At 40.6% G+C, this 25,046-nt stretch carries 33 protein-coding genes; 18 read left to right on the plus strand and 15 right to left on the minus strand.

Annotation, left to right across the window (positions count from 1 at the left end; all coding sequences use genetic code 11):
• The first annotated feature begins 6 nt into the window (after positions 1-6).
• Both ACP5L5_RS02865 and ACP5L5_RS02870 read left to right on the plus strand, forming a co-directional pair.
• Positions 7-1,509, plus strand: a complete 1,503-nt coding sequence (locus ACP5L5_RS02865; protein ID WP_428761471.1) for an aldehyde dehydrogenase family protein — start codon at positions 7-9, stop codon at positions 1,507-1,509.
• A 96-nt stretch (positions 1,510-1,605) separates the two neighbouring features.
• Positions 1,606-2,295: a hypothetical protein gene (locus ACP5L5_RS02870; protein ID WP_428761473.1), complete on the plus strand. Its 690-nt coding sequence runs from the start codon at positions 1,606-1,608 to the stop codon at positions 2,293-2,295.
• Positions 2,296-2,329: 34 nt separating this feature from the next.
• Here ACP5L5_RS02870 and ACP5L5_RS02875 read toward each other — a convergent pair whose 3' ends face one another.
• The 4 genes from ACP5L5_RS02875 to ACP5L5_RS02890 are packed head-to-tail and all read right to left on the minus strand — an operon-like array spanning position 2,330 to position 4,818.
• Positions 2,330-2,491 carry a hypothetical protein gene (locus tag ACP5L5_RS02875; RefSeq protein WP_013603977.1) on the minus strand — a complete coding sequence of 54 codons (162 nt, stop codon included), beginning with the start codon at positions 2,489-2,491 and terminating at the stop codon, positions 2,330-2,332.
• The gene (locus tag ACP5L5_RS02880; protein WP_013603976.1) at positions 2,475-3,095 is read right to left on the minus strand and encodes a hypothetical protein; all 621 of its coding nucleotides are present in this window, start codon (positions 3,093-3,095) and stop codon (positions 2,475-2,477) included. Before ACP5L5_RS02880 ends, ACP5L5_RS02875 begins: the two co-directional genes overlap by 17 nt.
• A gap of 21 nt (positions 3,096-3,116) precedes the next feature.
• Positions 3,117-4,025, minus strand: coding sequence for a hypothetical protein (locus ACP5L5_RS02885; protein WP_013603975.1), 909 nt, complete (start codon positions 4,023-4,025; stop codon positions 3,117-3,119).
• The gene (locus ACP5L5_RS02890; RefSeq protein WP_013603974.1) at positions 4,018-4,818 is read right to left on the minus strand and encodes a GTPase; all 801 of its coding nucleotides are present in this window, start codon (positions 4,816-4,818) and stop codon (positions 4,018-4,020) included. Before ACP5L5_RS02890 ends, ACP5L5_RS02885 begins: the two co-directional genes overlap by 8 nt.
• 59 nt (positions 4,819-4,877) lie before the next feature.
• Between ACP5L5_RS02890 and ACP5L5_RS02895 the strand changes: the two genes are divergently transcribed.
• Both ACP5L5_RS02895 and ACP5L5_RS02900 read left to right on the plus strand, forming a co-directional pair.
• Positions 4,878-5,507, plus strand: coding sequence for a V-type ATP synthase subunit D (locus ACP5L5_RS02895; protein ID WP_428761475.1), 630 nt, complete (start codon positions 4,878-4,880; stop codon positions 5,505-5,507).
• Between the two features lie 471 nt (positions 5,508-5,978).
• A complete protein-coding gene (locus ACP5L5_RS02900) occupies positions 5,979-6,548 on the plus strand; it encodes a stage II sporulation protein M (RefSeq protein ID WP_428761477.1) in 570 nt (189 codons plus the stop codon).
• Here the strand turns inward: ACP5L5_RS02900 and ACP5L5_RS02905 are convergent.
• Complete coding sequence (locus ACP5L5_RS02905) at positions 6,545-7,411, minus strand: hypothetical protein (RefSeq protein WP_428761478.1); 867 nt, start codon at positions 7,409-7,411, stop codon at positions 6,545-6,547. The two genes, ACP5L5_RS02900 and ACP5L5_RS02905, sit on opposite strands and share 4 nt — an antisense overlap.
• Before the next feature lie 96 nt (positions 7,412-7,507).
• Between ACP5L5_RS02905 and ACP5L5_RS02910 the strand changes: the two genes are divergently transcribed.
• Positions 7,508-7,720: a zinc finger domain-containing protein gene (locus tag ACP5L5_RS02910; protein WP_013603970.1), complete on the plus strand. Its 213-nt coding sequence runs from the start codon at positions 7,508-7,510 to the stop codon at positions 7,718-7,720.
• Positions 7,721-7,736: 16 nt separating this feature from the next.
• On the opposite strand, the gene ACP5L5_RS02915 is transcribed toward ACP5L5_RS02910, so the two are convergent.
• Positions 7,737-8,126 carry a cytidine deaminase gene (locus tag ACP5L5_RS02915; protein WP_428761480.1) on the minus strand — a complete coding sequence of 130 codons (390 nt, stop codon included), beginning with the start codon at positions 8,124-8,126 and terminating at the stop codon, positions 7,737-7,739.
• 65 nt (positions 8,127-8,191) lie between these two features.
• Here ACP5L5_RS02915 and ACP5L5_RS02920 point away from each other — a divergent pair, with 65 nt between their 5' ends.
• Positions 8,192-8,854 carry a potassium channel family protein gene (locus ACP5L5_RS02920; protein ID WP_428761482.1) on the plus strand — a complete coding sequence of 221 codons (663 nt, stop codon included), beginning with the start codon at positions 8,192-8,194 and terminating at the stop codon, positions 8,852-8,854.
• A gap of 9 nt (positions 8,855-8,863) precedes the next feature.
• On the opposite strand, the gene ACP5L5_RS02925 is transcribed toward ACP5L5_RS02920, so the two are convergent.
• From ACP5L5_RS02925 to ACP5L5_RS02935, 3 genes are read right to left on the minus strand one after another with little or no spacing between them, the layout of a single operon-like run.
• Positions 8,864-9,682, minus strand: a complete 819-nt coding sequence (locus ACP5L5_RS02925; protein ID WP_428761484.1) for a mechanosensitive ion channel domain-containing protein — start codon at positions 9,680-9,682, stop codon at positions 8,864-8,866.
• Between the two features lie 47 nt (positions 9,683-9,729).
• On the minus strand, positions 9,730-10,164 hold the full coding sequence (locus ACP5L5_RS02930) for a universal stress protein (protein WP_013603966.1): 435 nt from the start codon (positions 10,162-10,164) through the stop codon (positions 9,730-9,732).
• A 33-nt stretch (positions 10,165-10,197) separates the two neighbouring features.
• Positions 10,198-10,956 (minus strand): Dna2/Cas4 domain-containing protein, encoded by a 759-nt coding sequence (locus ACP5L5_RS02935; RefSeq protein ID WP_013603965.1) that lies wholly within the window; start codon positions 10,954-10,956, stop codon positions 10,198-10,200.
• Positions 10,957-11,051: 95 nt separating this feature from the next.
• Here ACP5L5_RS02935 and ACP5L5_RS02940 point away from each other — a divergent pair, with 95 nt between their 5' ends.
• From ACP5L5_RS02940 to ACP5L5_RS02955, 4 genes are read left to right on the plus strand one after another with little or no spacing between them, the layout of a single operon-like run.
• A complete protein-coding gene (locus tag ACP5L5_RS02940; RefSeq protein ID WP_013603964.1) occupies positions 11,052-12,035 on the plus strand; it encodes an ROK family protein in 984 nt (327 codons plus the stop codon).
• A gap of 30 nt (positions 12,036-12,065) precedes the next feature.
• A complete protein-coding gene (locus ACP5L5_RS02945) occupies positions 12,066-13,367 on the plus strand; it encodes a phytoene desaturase family protein (RefSeq protein ID WP_428761486.1) in 1,302 nt (433 codons plus the stop codon).
• A 6-nt stretch (positions 13,368-13,373) separates the two neighbouring features.
• Positions 13,374-13,739 carry a peptidyl-tRNA hydrolase Pth2 gene (gene pth2 / locus ACP5L5_RS02950; protein WP_013603962.1) on the plus strand — a complete coding sequence of 122 codons (366 nt, stop codon included), beginning with the start codon at positions 13,374-13,376 and terminating at the stop codon, positions 13,737-13,739.
• 4 nt (positions 13,740-13,743) lie between these two features.
• Entirely contained in the window at positions 13,744-14,445 is a 702-nt protein-coding gene (locus tag ACP5L5_RS02955; protein WP_428761488.1) for a class I SAM-dependent methyltransferase, read from the plus strand.
• Here the strand turns inward: ACP5L5_RS02955 and ACP5L5_RS02960 are convergent.
• Positions 14,442-16,223: an aldehyde ferredoxin oxidoreductase family protein gene (locus ACP5L5_RS02960; RefSeq protein WP_428761490.1), complete on the minus strand. Its 1,782-nt coding sequence runs from the start codon at positions 16,221-16,223 to the stop codon at positions 14,442-14,444. The two genes, ACP5L5_RS02955 and ACP5L5_RS02960, sit on opposite strands and share 4 nt — an antisense overlap.
• Before the next feature lie 94 nt (positions 16,224-16,317).
• On the opposite strand from ACP5L5_RS02960, the gene ACP5L5_RS02965 reads away from it, so the two are divergent.
• The gene (locus ACP5L5_RS02965) at positions 16,318-17,094 is read left to right on the plus strand and encodes an enoyl-CoA hydratase/isomerase family protein (RefSeq protein ID WP_428761492.1); all 777 of its coding nucleotides are present in this window, start codon (positions 16,318-16,320) and stop codon (positions 17,092-17,094) included.
• A 112-nt stretch (positions 17,095-17,206) separates the two neighbouring features.
• On the opposite strand, the gene ACP5L5_RS02970 is transcribed toward ACP5L5_RS02965, so the two are convergent.
• The gene (locus ACP5L5_RS02970) at positions 17,207-17,485 is read right to left on the minus strand and encodes a hypothetical protein (protein ID WP_013603958.1); all 279 of its coding nucleotides are present in this window, start codon (positions 17,483-17,485) and stop codon (positions 17,207-17,209) included.
• 63 nt (positions 17,486-17,548) lie between these two features.
• Between ACP5L5_RS02970 and rpl12p the strand changes: the two genes are divergently transcribed.
• A complete protein-coding gene (rpl12p, locus tag ACP5L5_RS02975) occupies positions 17,549-17,890 on the plus strand; it encodes a 50S ribosomal protein P1 (protein WP_013603957.1) in 342 nt (113 codons plus the stop codon).
• A 36-nt stretch (positions 17,891-17,926) separates the two neighbouring features.
• On the opposite strand, the gene ACP5L5_RS02980 is transcribed toward rpl12p, so the two are convergent.
• A complete protein-coding gene (locus ACP5L5_RS02980) occupies positions 17,927-18,805 on the minus strand; it encodes a DUF2208 family protein (RefSeq protein WP_428761494.1) in 879 nt (292 codons plus the stop codon).
• Between the two features lie 96 nt (positions 18,806-18,901).
• On the opposite strand from ACP5L5_RS02980, the gene ACP5L5_RS02985 reads away from it, so the two are divergent.
• The 4 genes from ACP5L5_RS02985 to ACP5L5_RS03000 are packed head-to-tail and all read left to right on the plus strand — an operon-like array spanning position 18,902 to position 22,244.
• Complete coding sequence (locus tag ACP5L5_RS02985) at positions 18,902-19,612, plus strand: hypothetical protein (RefSeq protein ID WP_013603955.1); 711 nt, start codon at positions 18,902-18,904, stop codon at positions 19,610-19,612.
• Positions 19,613-19,618: 6 nt separating this feature from the next.
• Positions 19,619-20,857 (plus strand): site-2 protease family protein, encoded by a 1,239-nt coding sequence (locus ACP5L5_RS02990; RefSeq protein WP_428761514.1) that lies wholly within the window; start codon positions 19,619-19,621, stop codon positions 20,855-20,857.
• 38 nt (positions 20,858-20,895) lie between these two features.
• On the plus strand, positions 20,896-21,396 hold the full coding sequence (locus tag ACP5L5_RS02995) for a hypothetical protein (protein ID WP_013603953.1): 501 nt from the start codon (positions 20,896-20,898) through the stop codon (positions 21,394-21,396).
• Between the two features lie 2 nt (positions 21,397-21,398).
• Positions 21,399-22,244 carry an N-glycosylase/DNA lyase gene (locus ACP5L5_RS03000; protein ID WP_428761495.1) on the plus strand — a complete coding sequence of 282 codons (846 nt, stop codon included), beginning with the start codon at positions 21,399-21,401 and terminating at the stop codon, positions 22,242-22,244.
• On the opposite strand, the gene ACP5L5_RS03005 is transcribed toward ACP5L5_RS03000, so the two are convergent.
• From ACP5L5_RS03005 to ACP5L5_RS03015, 3 genes are all read right to left on the minus strand, one after another.
• Positions 22,211-22,513: a hypothetical protein gene (locus ACP5L5_RS03005; protein WP_428761497.1), complete on the minus strand. Its 303-nt coding sequence runs from the start codon at positions 22,511-22,513 to the stop codon at positions 22,211-22,213. The genes ACP5L5_RS03000 and ACP5L5_RS03005 overlap by 34 nt on opposite strands.
• Positions 22,497-22,886 (minus strand): aconitase X swivel domain-containing protein, encoded by a 390-nt coding sequence (locus ACP5L5_RS03010; protein WP_428761498.1) that lies wholly within the window; start codon positions 22,884-22,886, stop codon positions 22,497-22,499. Before ACP5L5_RS03010 ends, ACP5L5_RS03005 begins: the two co-directional genes overlap by 17 nt.
• A 66-nt stretch (positions 22,887-22,952) precedes the next feature.
• A complete protein-coding gene (locus ACP5L5_RS03015) occupies positions 22,953-23,645 on the minus strand; it encodes a peroxiredoxin (protein ID WP_013603950.1) in 693 nt (230 codons plus the stop codon).
• Positions 23,646-23,835: 190 nt separating this feature from the next.
• Between ACP5L5_RS03015 and ACP5L5_RS03020 the strand changes: the two genes are divergently transcribed.
• Both ACP5L5_RS03020 and ACP5L5_RS03025 read left to right on the plus strand, forming a co-directional pair.
• The gene (locus ACP5L5_RS03020; protein WP_428761500.1) at positions 23,836-24,621 is read left to right on the plus strand and encodes a hypothetical protein; all 786 of its coding nucleotides are present in this window, start codon (positions 23,836-23,838) and stop codon (positions 24,619-24,621) included.
• Between the two features lie 144 nt (positions 24,622-24,765).
• A partial coding sequence (locus tag ACP5L5_RS03025) for a Sec-independent protein translocase subunit TatA/TatB (protein WP_428761502.1) occupies positions 24,766-25,046 on the plus strand: 281 nt, incomplete at its 3' end.

Below are 25,046 nucleotides of genomic sequence, written 5' to 3' on the forward strand. Positions count from 1 at the left end.
TGGTTAATGCAAGTAATTAACGTAAACCTACTCGGCCCGGTAATGCTTCCAGAATTACCAAGAGAGTTTCATGATACTATGACGAAGTTCGGTGTTTTCCGTGTCTTCATTACTGGTTCATGGGTTGACTTTGGTAATTACATGCCTGTTAAATCGCCAATAAATGGCGAGGTAATTGCCCAAGTTAATAAGTTAGGTGCTGAGTACGTAAATTCAGCCATAGAGAGGCTTCATTACTCATGGTTGTCACTTAAGGTAATACCAGCGCATAAACGTGCTGACATGTTGATTAAGGTAGCTGATTTCATAGAGGAATATAAGCAGTTGTTTAGGGATGTTCTTGTTATTGAAGGTGGAAAGCCAATTGATGAGGCTGAGGGCGAAGTTGAATCAGCAATAACTAGGTTAAGGATGATACACCAAGATCTTGGCAGGTTATTAAACGTCGGTATTCCCGGTGAGTACGGTGCGGGTACTGAGAATAAGTATGCAATTGTTGTTAGGGAGCCTATCGGTGTAGTGGCGGCTATTGCTCCATTTAATTACCCATTATTCACGTCGATTGTTAAGATAGCCACAGCCTTACTTGCAGGTAATCCTGTTATTTTTAAGCCATCAAGTTATACGCCAATAACTGGCGTGCTAATAGCTAAGGCTATTGAGTATGCCGGACTCGGTAATTACTTCGCAATGATTACCGGCCCTGGTGCTACCGTGGGTGATGCAATGATTACACATCCACTAGTTAGAGCTATTACATTAACTGGTAGTACAGAGACTGGACTCAGGGTTATGAGGATGGCTGGATTAAAGAAACTGCAACTTGAGCTCGGTGGTAAGGCTCCAGCCATAGTTCTTGAGGATGCTGATCTGAAGGATGCGGCCAGGAAAATAGTTATTGGTTCATTAAGGCTCTCTGGGCAACGTTGTGATGCCATTAGTAGAGTTATAGCCATGAGCAGTATTGCTGATGAATTAATTAATTACATAATTAAGGAGATGAATGGGTGGGTTGTTGGTGATCCACGTGATCCAAAGGTTAAGGTTGGTCCATTAATAGATACCAATGCTGTTGAGAGAGTTCATTCAATGGTTGATGATGCATTGATGAAAGGCGGTAAGTTAATGTATGGCGGTAAGTACTGGCTCACCTACCATGAACCTACCGTAGTTGATAACGTAAGTAGGAAGTCTAGGCTGGCGCTTGAGGAGACTTTCGGACCTGTGATACCCATTATAAGGGTTATGTCAATTGATGAGGCTATTGAGGTAGCTAACGAGGTTGTTTATGGCCTTGACGCAGCAGTATTCGGCCGTGACTTAAACACGTTATGGAAAGTAGCGAGGTCTCTGGAAGTGGGTGAGGTCACAATAAACGACTTCCCAAGGCATGGGCTCGGTCTATTTCCCTTCGGTGGCGTAAAGGAGTCTGGATTCGGGCGTGAGGGGGTTGGATTTAGTGTGGAGGATGTTACTGAGTTGAAGACTATAGTCATGACGTATAAGTAATCAGTCCCTGACCCACCATTCATTGGTATTCATCCGCCGCTGAAGTTTCATCACCGCAAAATGCTATAAGTGGGTGTTAAAATATATTTATTGAGAATGAGCTTAAGGGAGAGGCTTGTTAAGGCGTTGATAATTGTCTCTAAGGATGGAGTCTTCACACGTGAATCACTTAAGAGAGAGTCTGGTCTTGGCGATTTTATGATTGATGATTTTATAAATTCGTTAATTAATGAGGGGATTTTGGTTAGGATTGGTGATGGCTATAAGTCTGTCATACCGCCTCATAGGTTGATTAAGTACTTTGTGGATAGGGGTGTTTATGTTGATCTTGAGTCGATATCGAGGTATTTACCGTGGGATGAATTTGAGGCTTTGATAAGGCTATTGTTTGAGGAGTGGGGGTTTAGGGTTGTTAGTAGGCTTAGGGTTCCCGTGGCTGGTTCTAGGGTTGAATTCGATGTAATAGCCTATAGGAGGCCTTGGGTATTACTGATAGAGGCTAAGCATTGGAGGAGGGTTTCATCATCGATACGGCAAATAGTGGGTAGACACCTAGAGAAGGTTGGGTCGGTTGCCAGGGAGCCTGAGGTTTTGATGAGTAGGATTGGTGTTAATTGGGGTGAGGCATTGTTAATACCCGTGGTTATTACATGGCATAGGGCATCCACGGAGTTAATCGAGGGTGTACCAGTGGTCAGTATTTACCAGGTTAATTCATTCATTAATGAGTTTGACGGTATAATTGACGGTATAAGGTCATTTAGGGTTTCCTGGAGACGTTTATGATATTAATGAATGATTATTAACTTTCCCTGTTGCTCTACTTTTCCCTGCGTGATGTGATTTTGGCGTAGCACTCAGGGCATGCATAGACCTTGAATACTATGCCTAGCTCCTTAACTTCATAGTCAACTATGTAGTACTCCTTAACCCTTCTTAGACAGAAGAAGCAGATCACGCCCTTATTACTGACCTTCTTCATTACTCTCTGATTGCTCTGTTTCTTCCTCACTCTTAAGCATAACGGTCATGCTCATTAACTGGTCAATATCTGAGTACAGGTTTTCCATGATGGTTTGTTCCCGGTAAAGCCAGGTACTCATTACTAGCAGTACTGTGCTTATTAAGTACATTATTGATGAGAAGCCTACGTACGCATTAATGCCGATAAGAATTGTCTTTGTTAATGATCCTTCACTTAGATATACCTGTGTTGGTATTGGGAATGCAAATATTAATGATATTATGAGCATTAGTAATATGCCGAAGAATAATGGATCTGAGATATCGATTTTCTGATTTTTCTTAATTACTAGGAGTGCTATTGAGATTATTATTCCCACGAAAACGAATATTGGGGATAAATAATCAACCATGTTTATGAATGCTGAATAACCCTTAATGGGTATTAGTGCTAGTGAGCCGTTAGTATCACTAATGATTAATTTCAATCCTGGTGTTACATTAACAACCTCACTTAAACTAGGTATTGATGCGCTAACTATTATTGGTAATGTAATCCTTATGTTTGACATTATGAGTATTATTATACCAATAGCAATGAACGCAATTATGACTTTCCTCATCGCTTATCGCCTAGTAAGGCATTACTCTATTTTAAGGTTTTCTCTATCAATTTCTAATCTCATACCTGTATCATCGCCTTTAATCCTATTTCTAATAACACCCTTGATATAGTAAATTATTGAATAATCATTATTAATCCACCTGCTCACATTATCAAGTAATGAATCGACAGGGTTCTTCATAAATAACGGTTCAAGCAATTTTCTATTAGTTTCTAATCGCCTTATTACATTTGATGGGTCAGCATACAATGTTAGAAAATCGTAGACTCTAGCGATTGGTATTGCGGAGAGCTTGGTTGACCAATGCAATGATAATGGTACTCTATACATTTTAACCTTGAGCATTGTATTACCGCCAATTATTATATCATTACCATATGCCTGGAATAAATCAAGGGGTTTCATGCTCCTATTTATGACTTCGTTTATTAGGTTTATGAAAGCTTTCATTTCCTCATTCCCAACTTCCCTAGACAATGATGCAATTACCTTAAACCCATTCATGCCATCAAATACGATGGCATTATTCGTTAAGCCTACGTACTCAAAGGTAACACGTATAGCACTGACTATTAAATCCATGAGCTCTAATCCTCTATCAAGCATCCAAACCTTCCTGCCTCCTTTAACATCAATTATTACTGTATCAATGCCCTTAGACAACGCGGTACTTACTGAAGCCATGAAATCAATACCACCCATTTTAACATACCTAATTAATTCATCCTTACTATTAATAATAATTGGTAATTTACTCCCATCCTCATGCCTAGCTCTGGTCATTAATGTCGCCGTATCACCAACCTGCCTAATAATTGTCGCCTTTCTACCTGTTAAGAAATTGATCATTAAATCACCAATAACATCATAGTACTTAAGAGGTCTAACAGATGGTTTAAGTACCATGGGTATTAACTTCTTAGGCATTACTAATCACCCCAGGTTTATAATAATAAATAAGTTTGCCAAGTATCCAATCCTTAATTAAGGCAATAGCGGCGCCCCTAATGTTTACCTTACCACCCTTTAATAATAATCCCCTCCTTCTACCAACTAATTCCAGGAGTTCCATTGGATCCTCAGAATCAACACCATACCTATCCATAAATGCCTTGGGGTTGAACGACTTAATTCTCATTATTAACTTTACCGCTGGTAAGACAGGATCCTCAAGTTTCGATGGATCTATGGCACCCTTAATAATTAGCAAAGCTTCGTCCTTAACCTCCTCCGGTGGTATGACACCTGGCGTGTCAATGACAATTAACCATTGCTTAGCCTTAACAATTTGTTCGCCGATGGTCCAGCCAGGTACTGGGCTCGTTTCAGCCACGTGCCTACCCTTTAGGTAATTAATTATTGTTGATTTACCCACGTTCGGATAACCAACCACAGAGACCCTGACTGGAAGTCTAGGTGCATATTGCTTAATACTGACTATGAGTTTCCTAGTGCCTAACCTATTCTTGGCACTTATGAATACTGTGGGATACTCCCTCTCTAGGTATTTCTTCCACTCCTTAAGTATATCCATTGGAATTAAGTCCGCCTTATTAATCACAATTATTAATGGTTTGCCCAACCTGTCCAGTAATTTCTCGAGTTTTTTATTCCTGGTTTCTATGGGATCTCTAGAATCAATAACCTCAAGTACTAAATCGCTCATTTCCAAGACGTTCCTAACTCTCCTCCACGCTTCGCTCCAGCTCACCCTGCTCATCTACTAAACCTTAACGCCTATGTAATAATGTTTAAAAATATAAAACGTTCCCTAATTACGTGGCCTTTGAGAGACCAATACCATCAAGGCTAACCCTATTGAGACTTAGAAATCAAGAGAGACTGTACAGGGGTATTAAGAAGACTGTGGAGGATGCGAGGAATGCAACAATACAGAGGATTAGGGCGATAATACCTAAGCTCGAGAGTTCTAGGAAAAGTGTTTACGATGAGCTGAGTAAGGTGTCATTAATGCTTAGGGCGGCTATATCGAAAATGAGCATTGAGGATTATGGCAAGTTAAGTGAGGTCATAAAGCCATCAGTCGATGTGGAGTTCATGGATATCGTGATGGAGGGTCTTAAATTCAGAGGTCTTGAGTTCAGGGGTGTATCAAGTCCTAATTATGGGATCTTCGCAACACCGCCTGAACTTGATAGTGCCTTATACGGCATTTACAGTAATTTCAAGGTTATTTCAGATATGATGAACCTAGAGAGCCTATTCTACACATTACTTGCTAGGGTTAGGGAGTACCAGAGAATGGTAAATGCAATAGATAATGTACTATTGCCCAGAATAGTCGAGAGTTCTAAATTCGTCAGACTCAAGCTTGATGAGGATGAACGTGAGGAGTTTGTTAGAAGAATAGTGATTAGTAGGCTTCTTGAGACATTGGGCAGACGTTAAATTTGATAAGTAAGGCTTAAGTATTATACATGGCATTTATCATGTAATGAAGACAGGAGGGATGTACTGAACGATGACGAGGGATTTGAACGCAGATTTTAATAGACCCTCCCTCCTTTACGTAATTTAACTAATAATTCATGGCTAGGAAGCACTAAGCTGATTATGATTATTGAGTTTACGCTTATTGGTGCTCTATGCCAATGCTGAATTAAGTAAGGCGAATAATGAAACTAGCCCCACCGCCCAAAATGCGGATTCATTACAAATAGTGACACAGTTTGTGCAATGAATATTCACCTACGTGCCATCCAAGCACATACGAGCATGCCTGAGTTAAACCCAAGGGGGAAAGACAAAAATGAAGGGATGAGGACGGTATTTTCAAGCACCGCTAATTAACAGTAAGCACTAAACAGACCCAAACCCTTATTTTTGGTCTCTTCTTACATTTTAGTAAAGTGATGTGTTGTGGCAATAAGCATTAGGAGGGTTGTCTTGATCTATGTAATTGAATTACTAATATTAGTATTTCTATCTATAATGGGTTTTTACGTGGGCCCCTTGTTTATAGGTCAGTCGATAATTGGGTCATTAAGGAATGAATTAATAAGCACAGTAGATTTGGGACCGAATTATATTTTTCTTCATAATCTTGAAATAGACACGTTAATGGCGATACCCGTGATTGGTCCGTTTTTCTTTGTACTTGCATTGGCAATGACTGGTTTCATACTGGGTGTTTACGTTGCGTATGCAATTAATTCTATAATAGGGCTCGTCTTATCTCTGTTCATTACGATATTCTTTCCACACGGCATTATAGAGCTCCTTGCATATGCCTTCTCCACAACGGGGTCGCTAACCTTTACAAGAGACATCATTAATGCGCTACGTAGAGGAAGGCACATTAGTAGAGGTGATATTACGGCATTGATCATTTATTACTTAATTTCAGTGGTTTTACTTTACATAGCAGCTAATGTTGAGTATTTCGAAATAATCACATTGAAGGGCTTAATAAGTAGGATTATTAGCTAACCATTTAGGTTCTGATAAATGAATTTCTGGGTCATTAGGTTTTGCACGAATATTGGTAATTGAATGTTGTTAATAGTATCATCATAAGCACCAGTCATTGAATTATAGCCAAGCATGAATAGTACTGGTGAGTTTATGGGAATCTCATACGTAAGAGGCGTTGGCGTTAAAAACGGAGGTACATAGTATAGAACAAGGACGTAACCAATGAGTCTTTGGTAATTCATAACATATGTTTCATACTTATTTACGCACTCAGTGGCATTGATATTAATACCTAGTTTATTAAGTATCTCTTGTATTGACGCTGTACTTGTAAAATTAGCCACATTACTCGTATTTGAACCTATTATTGAGCCAACCTCACTAAGGAAAAGCAATGCATTATCACTATTAGTTGAATTAAAGTATAGGCAGTAAGCTACGGATGCTACGTTGGTCTCGGCAGTGGTTAATGGTGATGCTGACATAGCGCTCATATATGAATATACGTTAAACGCAATCTCATACTGAACAAGCCCCTCCTCTGAGGTATTAATTATATAATTAGCATTAGTAACTGTGAAATTCGTTGCAGGAGGCATGACTGGATTATATAGTATTAATACCTTAATTGGTGCTGTGTTAGGTCCATAAACTAGGCTGTAATTCTTAAACGTGTTATAAACTACTGATGAGTTAATTAATTGAAAATACGGTGGCCATGCATTTATACCTTCATAGGTTGACGTTATTATTGTAACCCCACTATGTAACCTTGATGGTGGTGCTATTATTTTCGCTAGCATAAAGTACGTCAGTACTGCGGCCAATACAATCACCAGCGTAAGTATTGCAATGTCTATTGCCTTATTAATGTCCATCTCGTTGTCATAAGTACCCGGATTTATTAAGGATTACTCACGCATTAATGACGTTATAGAAATATTTAAATTAGTGGTAATTCCACGAAATACTTAATGGCGATACCTAGAGTTGAGAGGCCAAGACCAGCGCTTCATGGACCGACCGTGCCAGTATGTAGTTCATGTGGTAAGCCTATTAAACCCTACGAGAGAGCATCGCACTTCCTATGCCCTAACTGCGGTAAAGCCGAGATATGGAGATGTGAACACTGCAGAAGAACAGGAAATCCATACAAATGCCCGGTCTGTGGTTTTGAGGGTCCATAAATATTTAATTAATTACTCAATCACGCCTTCTCCAATCACTAAATGGATTTGGGAACAACTCACTGAGGTTATGCCTTATCACCTTATCCCCATGAACAATAATCACCTCCTCAACACCGAACTCACTCATTACTTGGAGACAAGCTCCGCAGGGATATATTGGCTTATCTAGGTTTGAGGTCAGTACTATCGTCTTAATTTTCCTCTCGCCATTTGACACTGCATTGAATATGGCAACCCTCTCTGCGCATACCGTGAGTCCAAGAGATGCGTTCTCAACGTTTACCCCTCTATATACCTTACCACCTGGTGTTATGGCCAATGCACTTACCTTAACCCCGCTGTATGGTGCGTATGAGTATTTCAACCCATCCTTAACAAGCTCCACCCACTCCCTTAAGACCACGGTTTGTGATAAGTAATAATGAATTTAAATGGCTCTCGCTTAGGTTACGTGGTCGGTGATTAATATTGAGGATTGCAATAATTATTGGAGCCAACAACGTTAGTATTAACGTGGCTAAAACACTCATGGATAAGTACGAAGTGATGATCGTTGATTCAAACGATGATGCTTGCTCAAGGGCATTTAAGGCGCTTAAATCATCAGCGTTAGTATATAGAGGTGATCCAAGTAGTGAGGATGTCCTAAATGAGGTTGGTATTGATAAGGCTGAGCTTTTCCTGGCTTTGTCAGATAATGATGAATTAAATTATAAAGCATGTAGTATTGCCAAGGGAAAGGGCGTTCCATTAATAATTGCCAGGGTTAATAATAAGGATAATGAGGATTTATTTAAGGAGTTAAATATAAGCATGACAATAAGTGTTGAGGATTTAATAACGAAGAACGTGGAATCATTGATCATGAAAGGCCTAACTAGAGCCCTATTTACAGATACTTCGACAAACCTTACATTCACAATAGTTAGGGTTAGTGGCGATTCACAATTAATAGGCAAATCCATTAGCTACATAGTTAATAATTACGATGTTGCAATACCATATATAATAACGCTTAATGGCTTAATTAAGCCAAGTAATGACTATGTTATTGAGGGGGATAATGAGTTAGTAATTGTTGGTTCTTTGGAGGACGTTAATAAATTAATAAATGACCTATCGAGTAAGTAGGACCAGTGGTTATTCATTACTTCTGACGCTATATCTCTTACTCAATTCCATTGATAATTCAAATGCTTTATTAAGTATGGAATACCTAACATCATCTATAGTCCTCAAGTCCTTATAGGTGCCCCTAGCCATTAACTCCACGTACTTATCCTCAATTGCAGCAACATCAACATGAGGGTCTTCAATACCCAGTTCCTCCATGTAATCAGTGAGTTCCTTGCGTAGATCATCAATGAGCAATCCATCCTTAGGGGCCTTAAATGGTATCCTAACCTCAATACCCTCAGCAGGTGGTACCTTTCTAATTACGTTCTTTAGTACGAGTGTGTATGGTACGTATATTAACTCGTTACGTGAACTCCTAATTATAAAGCCCATTGATGTCTGCTTAATTATATAACCCTTAATTCCCATGACCTCGACGTGATCCCCAACATCTAATGAATAATCCTTAATAAGCCTACTGAGCTTACCCGTGAAGTACTCCTCAATGATTGGCCTAGTGCCTAGTATTAGGATTACCGCGACAACGATGAGTAATGAACCAACTATTAGGTATTGCTTATAGACGTAGGCTATGGCCGATAGTATAGTCACTATCAGCATTATTCTAAAAATAAATCTCGCGTTCTCAACATCACCCTTTCTCGAGAGTTTCACAACAGCTCTAACCAACTTATCAAATACGTAATCAAGTACGAAGTATATGGCTACAGCAACCACAATAACTACAATAGTATCCCAAACCCAAGTTGGGACTAAACCACCCACCCTACTTACTCCACTGCCTATATTGCTTACATTGACTGCATTAATTATTATTGCCATAATTACAATATCACTGTGTTAATTACGCATTTAAGCCTAACCTTATTTCAATGAATAACAAGAACAGGTTTATTGGCATACCTAACTACTTTTTCAGATACAGAGCCGAGTAGGAACCTAGTCAATCCCTTTAATCCTCTCGAACCAACAATAATAAGATCCACATTTAGATTATTCGCAATGCTTATTATAGTGTCAGCAGCATCAGTACCTACCTCAAGTAGTCCCTCTGCATTAACACCGAGACTTTTAGCGCGATCAACAGCCTTACTTAGTAAATCTCTGCCCTGTCTCTCCATTGTTTCTATTAAAGCAGGGTACATCGAAGAATCAGGTGCTACGGCGATTTTTCCCTCCTCAATAACATGAAGTATGTAAAGCTTAGCATTGAAGGTCTTCGCGATATTTATTGCGTAGTCCAGTGCCTTTTCTCCAGCCTTCGATCCATCAAAGCCCACCAATATCTTTGTTATTAGTGACATTAGTTTTACTCACTTAATGATTATTAATAAATATTATCGGTCAACATTATTATTAATATTACCTGAACCTATAATGACTTTATTACCCCTATAGATGGCATATGTAATACATATGGGTCTTAGCTCGCACTTAGTACATAATAATGGATCTGGAGGTTCCATAGGCCAACCCTGGTATGTTTCCATTGTCTTGAGTTCCACCAAGACATTTTGGTTCTCCTTCCTTATTTTATTTATAGGTAGTGACTTGACATCCTTCATGGTCACCAGGTACGCCTCCCTAATGGTTATGCCCGCCTCCTCAAGCATTAATGCATAGGAAACTATTTGCTTAAGATACCTTTTTTCTCTATCCTCATTTAGATTCCACGAACTCTTTAACTCAATTAATCCCCAAATCTCCTCACCATCAAACTCCCTCATATACACAATGTCAGCCCTACCTGATGTATCCACGGTCTCTATACCACTTTCAACTTCCACATGAACCCTGGGATTAGCAATCTTAAACCACTCCTGATAAAGATCATGAATTGCTTTACCTCTCGCCAAATTCCTTATACCTTCCATATTGGTTATGGTTCCAAACCTCAACTTTATTAATGACTTAACAAAGCAATCATTACTGAAGAAGGAGGGTGTAGCCCTGCCTGTGGCTCTGTCTATGAGAAATAAGTCATCACCAATGGCCTGGGCACTCCTCAACATTTCGTTTATGTGCTCCTCCATTTTTCTCCTAATCTCGTCTTCACTTACGACATCTGCTATGGGCCTTATGACTAATTTAACCATAAATATTTAAGGAATTAATTAATCACCCTTTATAAACCCATCAATTATGATCCATATAATAACTTAAAAACGGAGATTTTTATCGAAGAACTTATATGGTTTATGTGGGAGTTGATGTTGGCGCAACGTACATAAGAATTGGTTTAATACGCGAGGATGGTAGCGTCATTAATAAGGTAAAGATTAGACAACCTGTGAGTGGCGATGAGAATACTGTGGCAAACGTAATTATAAAGTCAATAAAGGAGCTAACTAATGGTATTCATATTGATGGTATAGGCATTGGCTCAATTGGACCTTTAGATCTAAGTAAGGGCATTGTTCCCTGGGCACCCAATGCGCCCATCAAGAGGTTTAAGCTTGTGGAACCAATAATTAGGGAGTTTAAGGTAACGGTGATTCTAGGTAATGATGCTATGGCCGCTGTTTGGGGCGAATACCTATTCGGTATTGGGAAGGGCATTAATAACCTGGTTTACATAACCTTTAGCACTGGAATTGGTGCTGGCGTAATAGTTGATGGGCATCTACTCGTTGGTAAAGATGGTAATGCCCACGAAGTCGGGCATATAGTTATTGACATAAACTCAAGGATTCAATGCGGTTGTGGTGGATATGGCCATTGGGAAGGCCTTGGCTCGGGCGCTAATATACCGAGGGTTATTAATGAATTCATTAAGAATAAGTCCTACAAGTCAAGAATTTATGAAAAACTCGTTAGAGGTGAGCATGTAAGTACTGAGGAGATATTCCAAGCATACTATGATGGTGATGAACTTGCTAGGGATTTCATCGATAATTACTTAATGAGAGTCCATGCAGTTGGTTTGGCTAATGTAATGAATGCATATGACCCGGAATTAATAGTGCTAGGCGGTTCTATGGCTCTTAATAATGTGGATTTATTTAGAATAGGAATTGAAAAGTATCTAAGGGAGTACGTGGCAGTTAAGCCAGCACGTATTGATTTCACGAAATTCGGCGATGACATTGGCATAATAGGCGCCGCAGCACTTGCAATAAAGGTACCCGAGTCATTAAGAATGTATGTGAGGCATTATGAGGAATTCCTTAGTTAAGTTAATTAAAAATCCTAATTACTACAAATTGTGGTTGATGTTATAGTAATTGGCGCAGGACATAATGGATTAATTGCTAGTATAGTATTGGCTAAGGCAGGATTAGACGTACTGGTGATAGACCATGTAGCATGGCCAGGAGGTATGGCTGGCTATCACGTGATTAGTGGTATTGAGGTGCCCATTGGCGCGTACGTACTTGGTCTAATACCCAATGACCTAATGAGTGAGTTGGGAATAGGTATTGAGCAGTATAAGCCTGAGCCAATTGCGGTATATGTTAAGGGCAGTGAGTTGGTCAGATGGTGGAGAAGCCTTGAGGATAGGATTCGCGAATTTAATAGATGGGGTCTCGGCGATAACCTAAGGGCCATGTGGAACAAGATTATGGACTTTCATAGGGCATTACGTAAATATCTATACAGATTGAACCCACCAAGTAAGGAGGAACTACTAAATGACCCGGTGTTGAGCGAGTTCATTAGGTCAAAGGGTTGGGAATTCCTTAGTCAATATTTGCCCAGGGAGTTTTGGGATATGTTCATTTTCGAGCCGTATCTGGATCAGCCGGCTTTCATGATTGGTTATTACAACCCCGACACTGATTGGTGGTTTCCTGCCAAGAACGGCGAGGTCGGCATTCAAGTCTTCGCGCATGAACTATACAATGCTGCTCTGAGGGCTGGTGCTAAGGTCGTGCTTGGCCTGGGCGTTAAGAAGGTAATTGTTGATAGTGGTAGGGTTAGGGGCGTGTTGACTGATGATGGAAGGAGGATTGAGGCGAGGGCCGTATTATCCACCGCCAGCCCAATAAATACATTGATTAACCTGGTTGGTAAGGAATACTTCGATAAGTCCATAGTTGATAGGTTAATGAACGTGCAGTTGGGAGGTGCATCTAGGCTTGTCATTGTTAATAATGGGCCGATTAAGTTAAGGAATGAGTTGAATAATTACAGGGACTCAATTCTCCAACTACCCTTTGGAGAGACTGTGGTTCATGACAATTACCTAATAGTCACGGGCTTACCGACCAGGGATGAGCTTAGTGAGTACGTGGATATTGACTGGTCAGGTGTAAAGGCCTTTGAATTAATAACGCCGAGTGATTACGAGTCCATGTTTAGATTGGCTGGCGGTAACCTTAATCACTTACCAATGACTGAGGAGTACATGTTCAGTAATAGGCCCATACCTGGTTGGGGCTACTCAACGCCAATAAAGGGCCTTTACCTGGGTGGTGCAGGTACGTGGCCTGGCGGACAAGTAACCGGCGTGCCTGGTTATAACGCGGCCAGGAAAATACTCAGTGATTGGAGTTCGCTGAGGTGATTACCCATGTATAAGCAGGTTATTGTGGTTAGAGCTGACCTTGGGATATCCTGCGGTAAGACTGCGGCTCAAGTGGCTCATGGAGCCGTTGGGGCTGTGCTCAGAGTCCTTGAGAATGGTAAGAGGGAATGGCTTGAGTGGTTTAGGGCCTGGGAGTCCTCCGGTCAGAAGAAGGTTGTTTTGATAGTTAATTCATTAGATGAGTTACTCAAGCTTAAGGAGAAGGCTGAGAAGCTGGGTTTACCTACATTTCTAGTTGAGGATGCCGGTCTCACGGAGTTACCGCCAGGTACAGTCACGGTATTAGCGATTGGACCTGGGCCTGAGGATTTAATTAATAAGGTCACTGGCTCGTTGAAGTTACTAAGGTGATTATGTGAGCTTGTCCCAATTCTTTAAGGATGTAATGAATAAGGTCTTTGCATATTCAAACTATGAATTAGTAAATACGGCTATCACGCTCTTCCAACTGAGGAGACTTAGGTATTGGGCCTTTCAGGAGGTAATGACCTCAGTACGTAATTGCAATGGTTATCTACTCGACCTTGGTGCCGGGGATGGCTCAATGACCAGGTTCATAATAAATAACGGCTTCAGGCATAGGCCAATAATATTGCTCGACCCAGCAATTAGTGGCCTCAGGTCAATGGGAAACCTACACTCTGAATTGGTTGATAGGGTCGTTGGTGTTAGTGAGTACCTGCCGCTTAAGCGTGGGTCGATATGCACTGTTTATACGTCATTTGCGTTAAGGCAGTTTAATAATAAGCCGCTCGCTCTAATTGAGGTACGCCGGATCCTCAGAAAGGATGGATCATTTATAGTTCTCGAGTTTTGGAGACCTGATAATCCACTAACATACGCTGTCCTGTTATTTTACCTTGTGTTTGCACTGCCATTGTTGGTGTCGATTGTGGCACCAAGGGAGGTTCGGGATTACGCCACAATGAGGATTACGGTTAGAGGTATCGGAAGTATTTCGTGGTTAAGGGAGTTAATCAAGGAGTTAGTTGGCAATATCGAATCATATCAAACGTATTTAGGAATATTCTTACTAATAAGAGCTGTGAGGACTTAACTCTGAGACAATATCTTAAGCCTGACCAACGTATCCTGCCTGGGTTTTCCCAATTCGTCATAGCCTCTGAGCTCGTAGTATTTCCTAACCATGAATGACCACTCCTCCTCAGTAACCACGTATTTCTTACCGTCATACTCCACGGGTTCCCTTAACCACCTTGGCGGTATTTTATCCTGTTCTATTGTGGTTCCATTCATGTACCTATGAAGCACAATAATCCTCTGAGCGGTCTCCCTTAGCTCATCAATAGTATAATTAAAGCCAGTCACTGCATTCATGACGTCCCTAATGACATCCCATGTATATATAGCCCTACCGAACTTACAGAGAAGCATTGAGTCATACAGGGCATTCCTCTCCTCAATATCCATTATAGCCCTAACCTTATCCTCACCCGTGGCAAACCTACCACCTGCCTGACCAGCAATATCAACGGCGTAAGCACTCGCCCATAAGTGATCAGCGCCTCTCTCGGAAATAGCATTGTTAAGTATCATGCCCTTAAGAGTTCTTGGATCGTAAGCAGCAGGCTCAAGACCCTTAACATGAATTGCCAGGTCTGGCACACTCAGTTTCTCGGCAATGGCCTTAGTACCCAGTGCAGCTAGCTCACCAAGTCCACGCCTATAGGCTGTGTTAATTATTAATTGCTTAATGCCTTCATAATCACCCCACTTTGGTGCATCCTTAATAATACCCTTATCACCGAGGTATATTAGAAAGGCTATTGTGTTTCCGAGGCTTATCGTATCGAAACCAAGCCTATCAGCTAATTCAGCGAGATCAATAAGCCTCTGCGGGTCATGAATTCCCGTTAATCCTCCAAGAGCCATCATAGTCTCATACTCAAGGTCATACTCCCCATCGCTTGATCTAACCACCTTATGACAAGCCACTGGGCAGTATAGACATGCGCCATTTTTAATGAAGTACTTAGGCTTCAAGGTCTTCTCCCACGAGATATTCTCCCAATTAGGCATGACTACTCTAGTCCAATAAATTGATGGGAAGAACCCCATGCCATTACCAGTATCTACTAACCTCACGGTACCACCCTGCCTATACGGTACCATGCCTGGGTTAGTCACGGCTTGCCTACCTAGGTTCCTAACTAAGTCCTGGTAAGCCTTATCGTCAGCCACATCCACGGTCTTACCAACCGGCACGAAGGTTATGGCCTTCACATTCTTACTACCCATAACAGCCCCAGCCCCAGTACGTCCAAACTGTCTCCAATCCTCATGACCAATACATGCATATGGCACCTTATTCTCACCAGCAGGTCCAATCGTTAGGACTGCGGAGTCCCTAAATTCCCTCTTGATCACGTGCTCAGTCTCGACAGTATCCAAACCCCATAACTCCCTGGCATCCCTAAACTCAACTCGGCCATCATTAATCACTAAATGAACAGGTCTCGGGCTTATTCCAGTAATCACTACTACATCAACACCTGCATACTTCATGTAGGCGCCCAGGGTTCCACCAACTGTGGAGTAACTCCACCTATTCGTAAGTGGTGACTTAAATATAGCAGCGGCTCTAGTGGCCAGTGGTATCCTCGTTCCACCCAGTGGGCCTGTAGTTATTATTAACGGGTTCTCAGCACCGTATGGATCAATATTATTAAGGCCTAGATTTAGGTCAAAGATTATCTTAAGCCCTAATCCCCTACCTCCTATGAAGAGCCTGGCGTTACCTTCATTAATACCCTCCGCTCTTGTGTTGTTTCGACTTAGATTAATCCATAATATCCTACCGGCATAACCATGCATATTAACATGAAGCGAGAATAACTAATTAAAAGGACTTACTCAAATGTGTTAATCTCAGTACTCATTTAAAATGGGTTATTTTGATTCAGAATCTGTGGAGAGGCCCTACTCGAGTGGTTGGTTAGTTAGGGTTAACAATGGCGTCGCCGAGGTCGTAATAAATAGACCACCGCTTAACATAATAACGCTTGAAATGAGGATGGACCTGGGCAGGATAATTAATGAGTTAGAGCAGGATAATAATGTGAGAGTTGTGGTTTTTGAGGGTAGTGGTGACAAGGCATTTTCGGCTGGTGGCGACGTTACCGAGTTCCTAAACACAACACCAAATGACCTAATTAACTGGGGTAAAACGATAGAGGCCGTGGAGAACCTCAGCAAACCAACAATAGCCCTCCTTAGGGGCTACGTACTTGGCGCAGGCACGGAATTAGCCCTCGCATGCGACATTAGGATAGGCACGCCAGACGTGGAGATAGGGCTTCCCGAGATAAGGCTTGGCATGGTGCCGGCTAGCGGTGGTTTAACAAGGATCGTAAAGTCACTCGGCCCACTCCGCGCAAAGTATTATTTACTTCTTGGCAGGAGGATTAAGCCGGAGGAGGCGCTGCAGCTTGGTCTACTCAATGAGGTTGTTGAGTCAGCGAGGATTTATGATAGGGTTATGGAGATAGCCAGGGACTTAATGTCACTATCGCCACTGGCCATTAAGGCATTGAAGGAGGCTATTAAACTCATCCAGGACTCGCCAATGGGGATTGGCTTTGACATTGAAAGGAAGACCTTCGCACTACTGCGATATAGCCAGGACTTTCAGGAGGGTATCGAGGCATTCAAGGAGAAGAGACAGCCCCGGTTCCAGGGCTTATAGTGGCGAAAAATTATTAAATAATTTCAACACTATTAATCAACCACACAGAGACCCGACGAGCGGGCCTATGAAGGTCGTGGGTTACCCCGGCCATATTTCATCCTTAAATTAATTACGAATAATTACTAAGTTCATTCATAATAAGCCTTAAGTCATTTGTAATATAATATTTAATTTGTTTAACTTCATAATCATTGATAAGGTATATTTGTGGTATTCTTACAATACCATTACTAACCCCATACTTAATTATTAATCGCATGGCCTCAGGATCCCTATAGTCCTTAATTTCACAGTTAATACCAGCCTTAATTAATTGTGAGCATAGGTTACTTAGTCTATCCTTAAAGTAGTCCCACTCGGCTGTTACTATGATTATTTTCTTCGGCATCCTATGATCTATTGAATTAAGTAATGTTTTTAAAGCGGTTTTCAAGTGACATGTCGAGGAGATATGGAGTACGTATATGCAGCATTACTATTGCACTACGGTAAGCAGCCCATTAGTGAGGAGAATGTGGTTAAGGTTCTACAGGCAGCTGGGATACAGGTTGATGAGGTTAGGGTTAAGGCGCTAGTTGCTGCCTTAAAGGAGGTCAACATTGATGAGGCAATAAAGACGGCGGCTGCAATGCCCGTGGCCGCTGCCCCCACAACCACTGCTCAGGCAGGTGGTGCTGCGGCTGGTGGTGAGCAGAAGGCTGAGACTAAGGCTGAGGAGAAGAAGGCTGAAGAGAAGAAGGAGGGTCCGAGCGAGGAGGAGATCGCAGCCGGCCTTGCGAGTCTATTTGGTTAATTTAAAATTCATTTATCAAGCATTATTAATTCAAAATTATTTGGCAGTGCTATCCTCGACCTTAAATAAATTCTTCATCACCTTATCCCATAATTCCCTTGGTGATTTATGATAAATCCTTATCTTGGTATATGGAAGTCCAGATAGTGGCTTTGATAGTTGGAACTCTATGAATCTACGCTTCTCATTAATTATTATCTGCTTAACAGGTATTGGCGACTTGAGTAGGTACATGCCGTCTATGAGCATTGCATCCTTAAAGATTATTAATTCCTTAGTTACTGTGTATGGGTAATCAGTTACTTGTACGTTGGTCGTCATGAAGGGCATCCTCATCATTCTAAATATTACGTACATAAGTACGAAGAAGACTCCAAAGTATATTAGGTAATCAATGAAATATGCATAGTATAGGTTGGCTTCCTCAATGGTTTGTGTAAACCAGGGCTTTAGGTAGTAACCAATATTTACAGCATTTGATATGTACTTTGCCAGGGTAATAAATGGTCCTGAAAGTACGTATGTATAGAGCATTAGTAATCCTATTAGGACGACCATGAGAATCACTAAGTTTTTCATCTGAGACTTTACGAACTTATTCATTTCCTGGGTATATTCAGTGTCCTTTTCCATGGCTTTCATGAAATCATCACGTGTAAGCTTTTCTATAGCCCCCGACTTTGTGGACTTCATGTACTCCTCAATCTCCCTAAATCTAACTCTGGTACTCCTAATACCTATTGTTATGACTATTCCAAAGAATATTGCCAGATATGCAATAACTATTATGTACGTGATAGAGGTTTCATGGGATATATTACCCCAAGCCCCAACTAATGCGAATACTATTGTGAATAGTATTGGCCATAGATACCTAAGTACCTTACTCCTTAGATTGTTTTGTTGAGTAAACATCCCATTTTTAACTCTAATACCCATTTAAAACCTTACCAAGTGTCAGTGGGTGTGAGAAAAGATTTATTTTCTTACATAATTATTCACCTAGTGAAAATGAACGCTAATGGTAAATTAGCAATAAGCGTAATATGTGATAATGAGGTTAAGGCGCCTAACGTGGAGGGGGATAATTCTATATCATTACTTATTAATAATGAGTTATTAATTGATGCCTGTTCAAGTATTAATAAATTAATCAGTAATAGTAAAGTATTGAGTATTAACATTAAACCTAGGCTGCTTGTTGTAACGACACCAGTTAATCATCACTGGGGTGGTATTGAAGCATTGACGGGTGTATCCACGGTTATAATGCCTGTTGATAATACGATACATGGGTTCGAGCTTAGGAATAAACTGGATGAACTTGGTCTTGACGTTATTGAGGTTGGCGGCAGAGAGAAGGTTAAACTTAGTTTTGGTACTGTTGAGTTTATTAGAGTTGGTAATAGGAGAGTTGGTGAGTTACTTATTTATTTACCAAGCCATAATTTGCTAATTAGTGGTTGTGGATTGAACCTATGGCTTATTAGCGACGATGAAATAATGAAGTTTTTCAGGGAATTAGATATTAGGTACTTCGTGGGTGGTTTAGGGGCTACATCAATAAGCGAATACCAGGGCGCATTATTAAGGGATATCATTAGAGATCTGAGAGGTGTTTATCCACTGCATGGTACGGGACCCATATTGAGGAAGGAGTTGGTGAGTAGTTATAGGAATGCCCATGATGTCGGCGTAGGTTCTATACTGAGGTTTGGGTGAGTGGTTATGCAATACCTTGGTTTGATAATTGTTATTGCAGCTTGGTTCGTGATTGTCGGCATAATATACCTACTGAGACTTCTTGGTGTTAGGGTACCGGTTAAGGTTTATTACGGGGTGTTTATCATGCTTAAGGATGAGGAGTTGGTTAAGGAGGTAATAGCACCACTTGGTAACTTATTACGTAGAATCCCGAGTTGGCTTATCATTGTATTAACGGTAGGTCTCTTCTCAATTTCCATGTTTATTATCGTACCAATACCACTAATAATAATGAGCATTAATGGGTGGGGTTTACCATCAATGCTCTATCTAATGTTTAAGAACATGGTCTTAATGATAGTAGCCATGATGCATAGGTTAAGCCCCATAGAGACTGTGGAGAAGGGGTTCACACCATTGGCGCCATTAATACCTGGTGTTACTGTTTCGCTATATACGTTCATCTACATAATAGTGGCCATAGGCATTGGAATACTACTTCATGAGCTTGCTCATGGGGCGGTATCATCGAGGTACGGTATAAGGATAAAGTCAGGAGGTGCCTTCGCGCTTTTATTTCTGGCATTTGGTGGTTTTGTTGAGATTGATGAGGATGAATTAAGAAGTAGAAGCACTCTCATAAGGCTTGCCGTATATTCGAGCGGTGTCTTCATGAATATAGTACTAGCCTACTTAGCCGTGGCTCTTGTGGAATTAGCCCTAATAAGTCCTCAATTAACCCAGGGTCTTTTAGGTACGACGATCGTTTATACGGCTAATTCTACGGATGCCGTGCTCAAGGGTGGTTATATAATAACGGCGGTGAATAACCATCCCATAGCCAGTATCTACACATTAATTTCAATACTTAGTTCCGTTAGTTCAAATAATGTTACGTTAACGATTTTTAACCCAGTAAATGGTGCTGTATTTAATGAGGTCTTAAGTACGAGGAACCTAACAATGGAATTACTTGGTTACTCAGCACTTTATATAAGTCCGTGGGGTGTCGTTGTTGAGAGTAGGTCCTTCTATAACCTAATGTTTTGGATATACACGTTGAATCTAACCCTGGCCTTACTTAATACCTTCCCTGCGTATCCACTAGATGGTGGTCAATTCCTAGATGCCTTACTCGCAAATGTGATAAAGAATCAAGCATTTAGGAGTAAGGTCATGATAGTAATATCGGTGGTCCTATGGTCACTCATAGGCTTAACACTATACTATACATTAATAACCGGCTTGTACAGGTTGATTTAGCGTGATTCTTTAATAACCACTCAATAGGGCATTTAATAATGGGTAGTAATGATATTGTGAATAGGCGTGATGACGTAAGGACGAGGATTAGGAGAGGGTTCATACTTGGTGTAGTGATTACGATTTTGTTCTTTCCACTGGGTCTTTCTAATTTTGGTGAGGCATTTGCCCTAGAGTCTAGGGTTTATGGTTACGTGATTTACAGATCTGGGAGTATAATCCATGTTGGTTATTTACCGACCTACCTATACATGTGGAGAATTTCATCCCTATTATTCCTTGCGTGGATAATTACATACATCGCCTATATTATTAAACCATCAATAGTACTTGACTCCTCTGGCATTATTTACGGCATTTCCTATGTGATTACCCACTACATTTATCTATTCACAATAGGTGCACCCATAATTATTTACCCGTTCGCTTACATTATGATCACCGTGGGTAAACCACTCCTCTACCTTGATTGGGGTCAAGTCATTACATTAATAACTATCTGGAGGTTCTACTCAATTCGTAAGTTAATGCGGGGTTGAGGATGAGTGGTATTAAGGAGAGAATAGCGGGTATATTACGTGAACTTGGTATTGTTTGGGTTAGGGGCTTCGAGGAGAGGGATCCTCAATATGCCGCTGTGACTAGGCTATGCCGTGAGTTGGAACATGATGTCGACAAGATCCTAAAACTAACAATACTTAATGCCCTAGTCAGTTATCAATTAACGGGTAAGGGTGAGGATCACTGGAATTACTTTGCCAATTACTTTATTGGGAATAAGCCAGTCGATTTATGTAGGGACTTCATTAATTACGTAATGAATAGTAGGTACTTAGCTCGGTATAGGGATTCAAAGGTGAAGAGGATTCGGAGTACCTGCTCACAAATAGCTAGGTTAAGCCTTAGTAATTATCTTAATGACCTAGCATCACTATGGAGATTACTTTCGAGGATAACCAACACGCATGGTGATGAAAAGACCATAGTGTTTGCAGTTAAGATGGCTTATTACGTGGGTAGGGCCTGCGGTCTTGATTTATCGGTTCCAATGGATATACCAATACCAGTTGATTATAGGGTTACGGTTATGACAATATGCAGCGGTTTAATGCCGATTATAGGTAATTCCAACAAGGTGACTGACCTAGCGAGGGAATTAATGACTAGGCGCAGGAGAGAAATACAGGGAGTATGGAGTGAGATTGGTAGACTCAGCGGCATACCACCGCTTAACCTTGACTCTGTGATCTGGGTTCTCGGTGGTTTACTAATTAACTCATCATTTAATGTAGATAGGGCAATTAATGAGTTAAGGGTTCTCAATGCATATAATGAGAAGGTCCTTGAGCTACTCTATTTACTCAGTGAACGTTGCATTAATAAGTAAGTACTAATGATAATGTCTCTAGCCTCCCTATATACCCGCACCTGGTTCTTATCGGTTTTGAACCTACGTAGTAATTCGACCTCATCATCCTTAATACTTATGTAACCAGTCGAGACTAGCTTATTGAGTATTGCTTTAACATACTCACGACCAAGCCAATACATCATCATTCTATACACCTTTAAGTACCTAAGTTTTGCCTTACCATTCCTTAGCTCAAGTTCCTCAAGCAATAATAATGCCAGCCTAGCCTCAGGACTCACTGACATAAACCTCACCCTTATCTAGGTCTACGTGTGCCGCAATTCCACTACTCAGGTTAAGAATTTCCTTGGATAAATTGGTCATTATTGGTATTTGCGCCATAATGGCGCCAATGATGAGCATGGTATCTGCCTTAACGCTAAGTATTGCCAATGGTGCCTTACCATACTTACTCAGTTGGTACATGACGTAGGGACCTACGGTAGAACCCCTCGAATTCGGTATTACCAGTATCTTACCCACAATACTAGTGTTAATGGTCCTTATGGTACCGCTCTTACCATCAACATCCCCAAGAAAGGAAAGTGACTCACGATAAACCACCAATTCACCATTAACAATGCCACTTCCAAACAAGGTCTCTCCCTTAAACTTCATGAGAGGTCCAAGAATTCATAAAATAATGACTTATTTATATTTTTAAGATCAACAACATTAATAATTTTACTCAATTCTAATCTTAATAATCCTCTTGGTCTCCTCAACCTCATCCTTCGGCAACTCCTTGTAGGTTAACCACCAAGCATAGCCCTTATACTGCTGGAGTCTCTTTGGAGCCTCCTCAACATGGTGCGGTGGTGGATTCAGCACATTTTCGCCAATTATCTCGTTGTACGGCCAATTCGCCGGCATAACAACACCATACTTATCAATGAGCTGTAACGACCTAACTATTCTGAGTATCTCTGGTATGTTCCTACCAAGTTCCAGTGGGTAATACAGTATTGTTCTTATTGTCGCTTTGTCATCAACTATGAATACTATCCTAACAGTAGTTGTACCCGATTCTGCATGTAACCCTCCTAAGACCTTTGAGACGTTGCCCAGTGGATCGGCGATTATTGGGAATGGTATTTTAACGCCTAAAGACTTCTCAATCCACTGCACCCACTCAATGTGGCTGATGTCCGTATCAACACTAAGTCCTATTAACTCTGTATTTAACTTCTTGAAATCGTCGTAGTGCTTGGCAAAGCTCACGAACTCTGTGGTACATACTGGCGTGAAGTCACCTGGATGGCTGAAGAGTATGAACCACTTGCCCTTGAAGGCATCCGGCAGTTTCATTGGTCCGTGTGTAGTCACTACATTTAGCTCGGGGAATTTTTCTCCTATTGATGGAATTGTTATTGGCATACTACGGGTCAGTAAATGATTATATATTTAAACTAAGTTTCTTTGTTATTTTAAATTCAATAGGCAAATAGTTAAGTAATATCTTGTTATTTATATAGTGAATATGTGAATCATGTGTTTATAGGGATCATTTAAAATACATAATTAAATTACTTTAAATTTAATATGACGATATTGAAGGTGGTGGATTATGAGTAATGAGGGTGTTGCGTTATTGATCATGTATGTTTTTGTAGTATTTACTGTGATATTACCATTGGCATTGACCCCACTTGATTTCTTAATGGGTTATATTAATGCTGTTAATGTTAGGATTCTCGTTAGTAAGTATCTCGAGGTAATGGTTGGTGTGATATTACTTTTAGTATCGGGTGCGTTTTTGGTCTATAGGTATAGTTCATCATTAGTGAGGTTTGTCATGCGTGATATGATAAGGGTTTACCATTCTCACGGTATTTTCGATATTTTCATCAATAAAAAATTAATTCAATTATACCTATTATTGTTGATACCAGCGGTGATTACTTACCTAGTTAGTTCAGGCATTCTGAGGGTAACGAATTATAATTACATAACCCCTAATAATTCCCTATTAATTAATCCAGTTAATTTAACGTTCATGATAATAGGCATTATTAACCTGGTATTGAGTACGTGGTTAATAGTTAGTATTTCTTACCTGCAGTTGAGGATCGCGACCAAGCGCATAATTGGTAGGTTAGGTAGTGCTATTGGTAGTACCGTGAGTATTGCAGCGTCTACGGGCACGGCGGCATTTATCGGTTCGGCCTGTGGATTGGGAGTTTGTACAGCGCCTGCCTTTAGTGTTTCACCAATGGCGATGATTGTTATGAGTGTATTTGATATCAATGCTATCGAATTAATCCACTATTCATTAATAGTGCTGCCGCTCCTAACATTGGTAACCTTAGCCTTATTAGTGGTTATTCATAGAAACTTGGTTAGGAGTTTATAATGGTTATGATGGTTAATTTCAGCTCTACTTTTAATAAAGGGTTAATGTCTTTACTCTTACATTCAATTTCATTTATTAATTCAGGTAAGAATTTTCATATAATTGTTAGCAAAGTTTTTAAGTTAACTCATGATACCTATGTTGATGGGTATGCTATTAATTATTGATACTCAGACGTTGATTTTGATTATCATAGCATTTATTGTCCTTGTTATTTGGGGTCCGAGTAAGATTCCTCAGTTGGCTAGGAGCCTTGGTCAGTCAATTAGGGAGTTTAAGCGTGGTGCTGCTGAGAATGAGCCGGAGCCTGAGCTTATTGAGGTTGCCAGGAAGTTGGGCATAGACCCAACGGGTAAGACCAGGGATGAGTTACTCACGGAGATTAATAATAGGTTAGGTCAGCAGAAAACCGTTGTGGGGAAGCC

This window comes from Vulcanisaeta sp. (assembly GCF_049966235.1).
GTDB classification, from domain to species: Archaea; Thermoproteota; Thermoprotei; order Thermoproteales; family Thermocladiaceae; genus Vulcanisaeta; species Vulcanisaeta moutnovskia.

What these genes read in the sequence shown, in the direction of transcription:
- ACP5L5_RS02865 (WP_428761471.1), top strand. Translation starts at nt 7, where the DNA reads ATGCAAGTAATTAACGTAAACCTACTCGGCCCGGTAATGCTTCCAGAA.
- ACP5L5_RS02870 (WP_428761473.1), top strand. Translation starts at nt 1,606, where the DNA reads ATGAGCTTAAGGGAGAGGCTTGTTAAGGCGTTGATAATTGTCTCTAAG.
- ACP5L5_RS02875 (WP_013603977.1), bottom strand. Translation starts at nt 2,491, where the DNA reads ATGAAGAAGGTCAGTAATAAGGGCGTGATCTGCTTCTTCTGTCTAAGA.
- ACP5L5_RS02880 (WP_013603976.1), bottom strand. Translation starts at nt 3,095, where the DNA reads ATGAGGAAAGTCATAATTGCGTTCATTGCTATTGGTATAATAATACTC.
- ACP5L5_RS02885 (WP_013603975.1), bottom strand. Translation starts at nt 4,025, where the DNA reads ATGCCTAAGAAGTTAATACCCATGGTACTTAAACCATCTGTTAGACCT.
- ACP5L5_RS02890 (WP_013603974.1), bottom strand. Translation starts at nt 4,818, where the DNA reads ATGAGCAGGGTGAGCTGGAGCGAAGCGTGGAGGAGAGTTAGGAACGTC.
- ACP5L5_RS02905 (WP_428761478.1), bottom strand. Translation starts at nt 7,411, where the DNA reads ATGGACATTAATAAGGCAATAGACATTGCAATACTTACGCTGGTGATT.
- ACP5L5_RS02910 (WP_013603970.1), top strand. Translation starts at nt 7,508, where the DNA reads ATGGCGATACCTAGAGTTGAGAGGCCAAGACCAGCGCTTCATGGACCG.
- ACP5L5_RS02925 (WP_428761484.1), bottom strand. Translation starts at nt 9,682, where the DNA reads ATGGCAATAATAATTAATGCAGTCAATGTAAGCAATATAGGCAGTGGA.
- ACP5L5_RS02930 (WP_013603966.1), bottom strand. Translation starts at nt 10,164, where the DNA reads ATGTCACTAATAACAAAGATATTGGTGGGCTTTGATGGATCGAAGGCT.
- ACP5L5_RS02935 (WP_013603965.1), bottom strand. Translation starts at nt 10,956, where the DNA reads ATGGTTAAATTAGTCATAAGGCCCATAGCAGATGTCGTAAGTGAAGAC.
- ACP5L5_RS02940 (WP_013603964.1), top strand. Translation starts at nt 11,052, where the DNA reads ATGGTTTATGTGGGAGTTGATGTTGGCGCAACGTACATAAGAATTGGT.
- pth2 (WP_013603962.1), top strand. Translation starts at nt 13,374, where the DNA reads ATGTATAAGCAGGTTATTGTGGTTAGAGCTGACCTTGGGATATCCTGC.
- ACP5L5_RS02960 (WP_428761490.1), bottom strand. Translation starts at nt 16,223, where the DNA reads ATGCATGGTTATGCCGGTAGGATATTATGGATTAATCTAAGTCGAAAC.
- ACP5L5_RS02970 (WP_013603958.1), bottom strand. Translation starts at nt 17,485, where the DNA reads ATGCCGAAGAAAATAATCATAGTAACAGCCGAGTGGGACTACTTTAAG.
- rpl12p (WP_013603957.1), top strand. Translation starts at nt 17,549, where the DNA reads ATGGAGTACGTATATGCAGCATTACTATTGCACTACGGTAAGCAGCCC.
- ACP5L5_RS02980 (WP_428761494.1), bottom strand. Translation starts at nt 18,805, where the DNA reads ATGTTTACTCAACAAAACAATCTAAGGAGTAAGGTACTTAGGTATCTA.
- ACP5L5_RS02985 (WP_013603955.1), top strand. Translation starts at nt 18,902, where the DNA reads ATGAACGCTAATGGTAAATTAGCAATAAGCGTAATATGTGATAATGAG.
- ACP5L5_RS02990 (WP_428761514.1), top strand. Translation starts at nt 19,619, where the DNA reads ATGCAATACCTTGGTTTGATAATTGTTATTGCAGCTTGGTTCGTGATT.
- ACP5L5_RS02995 (WP_013603953.1), top strand. Translation starts at nt 20,896, where the DNA reads ATGGGTAGTAATGATATTGTGAATAGGCGTGATGACGTAAGGACGAGG.
- ACP5L5_RS03000 (WP_428761495.1), top strand. Translation starts at nt 21,399, where the DNA reads ATGAGTGGTATTAAGGAGAGAATAGCGGGTATATTACGTGAACTTGGT.
- ACP5L5_RS03005 (WP_428761497.1), bottom strand. Translation starts at nt 22,513, where the DNA reads ATGTCAGTGAGTCCTGAGGCTAGGCTGGCATTATTATTGCTTGAGGAA.
- ACP5L5_RS03010 (WP_428761498.1), bottom strand. Translation starts at nt 22,886, where the DNA reads ATGAAGTTTAAGGGAGAGACCTTGTTTGGAAGTGGCATTGTTAATGGT.
- ACP5L5_RS03015 (WP_013603950.1), bottom strand. Translation starts at nt 23,645, where the DNA reads ATGCCAATAACAATTCCATCAATAGGAGAAAAATTCCCCGAGCTAAAT.
- ACP5L5_RS03020 (WP_428761500.1), top strand. Translation starts at nt 23,836, where the DNA reads ATGAGTAATGAGGGTGTTGCGTTATTGATCATGTATGTTTTTGTAGTA.